This is a genomic window from Ornithinibacter sp., assembly GCF_035443565.1.
In the GTDB taxonomy this organism is placed as follows: domain Bacteria; phylum Actinomycetota; class Actinomycetes; order Actinomycetales; family Dermatophilaceae; genus Fodinibacter.
This window is the reverse complement of record NZ_DAORSO010000230.1, coordinates 1-2,590: the sequence shown is the minus strand read 5'-3', so window position 1 is coordinate 2,590 and position 2,590 is coordinate 1. Positions and strand designations below refer to the sequence as shown.

The 2,590-nt window shown below is 69.8% G+C and carries 1 protein-coding gene; it reads left to right on the top strand.

Going from position 1 to position 2,590, the window contains the following annotated elements:
• Window positions 1–2,477: isoleucine--tRNA ligase (locus tag PLL68_RS13765; protein ID WP_324535026.1), on the top strand; the 2,477-nt coding region annotated here is incomplete at its 5' end.
• Window positions 2,478–2,590 lie beyond the last annotated feature (113 nt).

Genomic DNA, 2,590 nt, shown 5'->3' with positions numbered 1-2,590 from the left:
GCACCGAGCGGTACCTGCTCGCCGAGGCGCGCCTGGCTGCCTACACGCGCGAGCTGGGGGCGGATGCCGCGGAGCGGGTCGTCGAGCGGCTCACCGGGGCTGACCTGGTCGGCCGGTCGTACACGCCGCCGTTCTCGTACTACGCCGGCCACCCGAACTCGCACGTGGTGCTGGCCGCCGACTACGTGACGACCGAGGACGGCACCGGCATCGTCCACATCGCGCCGGCGTTCGGTGAGGAGGACAAGCAGCTGACCGACCAGTACGGCATCGCCCCGGTGGTGCCCGTGGGCCCCGACGGCCGCTTCACCTACCCGGTCAACGACTACGAGGGCCTGCACGTCTTCGAGTCCAACGCCCTCATCATCGAGCACCTCAAGGCCGCCACCCACGGCGAGGGGGAGCACGCCTCGGTCACGCCGGGCACCGTCCTGGTGCGCCGCGAGACCTACGACCACAGCTACCCGCACTGCTGGCGCTGCCGCGAGCCCCTCATCTACATGGCGGTGTCGTCGTGGTTCGTCGAGGTCACGGCGTTCAAGGACCGCATGGTCGAGCTCAACCAGGAGATCACCTGGGTGCCCGAGCACGTCAAGGACGGCCAGTTCGGCAAGTGGCTGGAGAACGCCCGCGACTGGTCGATCTCGCGGAACCGGTTCTGGGGCAGCCCGATCCCGGTGTGGCGCTCGGACGACCCGGCCTACCCGCGCATCGACGTCTACGGCTCGTTCGCCGAGCTCGAGCGCGACTTCGGGCGCCTGCCCCTCAACGAGCACGGTGAGCCCGACCTGCACCGCCCGTTCGTCGACCACCTGACCCGCCCCAACCCCGACGACCCCACCGGCAACTCCACGATGCGCCGCGTCGAGGACGTGCTCGACGTGTGGTTCGACTCCGGGTCGATGTCGTTCGCGCAGGTGCACTACCCGTTCGAGAACGCCGACTGGTTCGAGCACCACTTCCCGGGCGACTTCATCGTCGAGTACATCGGGCAGACCCGCGGCTGGTTCTACACGCTGCACGTGCTCGCGACCGCACTGTTCGACCGGCCCGCGTTCTCCTCGTGCGTCAGCCACGGCATCGTCCTGGGCTCCGACGGCCAGAAGATGAGCAAGTCGCTGAAGAACTACCCCGACGTGAGCGAGGTGTTCAACCGCGACGGCGCCGACGCGATGCGCTGGTTCCTCATGTCCAGCGGCATCCTGCGCGGCAGCAACCTCGTCGTCACCGAGGAGGGCATCCGCGAGGGGGTGCGCCAGGTGCTCATCCCGCTGTGGAACAGCTGGTACTTCTTCAGCCTGTACGCCAACGCGGCGAACGGGGGAGCGGGGTACACCGCGACGTGGTCGACCGCCTCCACCGACCCGCTCGACCGCTACCTGCTCGCCAAGCTGCGTGGGCTCGTCGAGACGGTGCAGGGCCAGATGGACACCTACGACATCCCGGGTGCGTGCGAGTCGGTGCGCCAGTTCGTCGACGTGATGACCAACTGGTACATCCGCCGGTCGCGCGAGCGCTTCTGGGACAGCGGTTCCGGCGACTCCTCGGCCACCGAGGCCGCCTTCGACACGCTCTACACGGTGCTCGAGGTGCTGACCCGGGTGTCGGCCCCGCTCCTGCCCCTGGTCACCGAGGAGATCTGGCGCGGGCTCACCGGCGGTCGCTCGGTGCACCTGGCCGACTGGCCGGATGCCGCCGCGCTGCCGGCTGACGACGACCTCGTCGCCGCGATGGATGCCGTGCGCGCCGTGTGCTCGACGGGCTCGTCGCTGCGCAAGGCCGAGAAGCTGCGCGTGCGCCTGCCGCTGCCGGAGCTCACCGTCGTCACCGCGGCCCCGGACGGGTTGGCGCCGTTCGCCGGCATCATCGCTGACGAGCTCAACGTCAAGGCCGTGACGGTGCTCGACGTCGCGGACGCCCACGGGTCCGACTTCGGCATCAGCCAGCGCCTCGTCGTGAACGCCCGGGCCGCCGGGCCACGCCTGGGTCGCGACGTGCAGACCGCGATCAAGGGCAGCAAGACCGGTGACTGGTCGGTGGCCGAGGACGGCACGGTGACCTCGGGCGGGCTCGCGCTCGTCGAGGGTGAGTACGTCGTCGAGACGGTCGTCGACGCCGAGCAGGCCGGGTCCCACGCCACGGCGATGCTGCCCGGTGGCGGATTCGTCGTGCTCGACACCGACGTCACGCCCGAGCTCGAGATGGAGGGCACCGCCCGTGACCTGGTGCGGGCCGTGCAGCAGGCGCGCCGGGACGCAGGCCTCGAGGTCTCGGACCGGATCTCGCTCGAGGTCACCGGTGCCGAGTTCGTCTACCGGTCGGTGCTGAACCACCGCGACCTGCTGACCGGCGAGACCTTGGCCGAGCAGCTGTCGGTGACCCCCGACCTCGACGCCCTCGACCCGGATGCCGCGGACGTCACCGAGGTGACCGTCGGCGAGCGCTTCCCGGCACGCCTGAGGATCACCGTGCGCTGACTCGTCGTTCCGACGAGCTGTGCGCGTGTATACGTCCAGATGGACGCATGCCCTCGCTAGGCGATACTATCGAGATGCGATAGCGTCTGGGAGTGGCCATCCAGTCCTTCGCC